The 244-nt window shown below is 50.0% G+C and carries 1 pseudogene; it reads right to left on the bottom strand.

Annotation, left to right across the window (positions count from 1 at the left end):
* Positions 1-244: pseudogene (locus tag ACPYOJ_RS36315) on the bottom strand (hypothetical protein); the annotation flags it as partial.

Genomic DNA, 244 nt, shown 5'->3' with positions numbered 1-244 from the left:
CTGCTCCATTGATCAGTACGGTTTTCCCTTCGAGAGGAACCGGCATGTGTTTATTCGGTTGAAGGGGATTTTGCTCATCGTGACCAACCTCGATCATAAACTGCCAAGCGGTAAGAAGTGACATCGGAGCTCCGGCTGCATGGATATGGTCAATGCCGGCTGGTTTTAGGGCAAGTTCTGACACAGGCACATTAACGTATCTGTCTCTTATACACATCTGACGCTGCCGACGACTAGTCGAGTG

The sequence above is a fragment of the Rhizobium sp. SVR5-9E genome (assembly GCF_056755095.1).
This window is presented reverse-complemented; position numbering and strand designations above follow the sequence as displayed.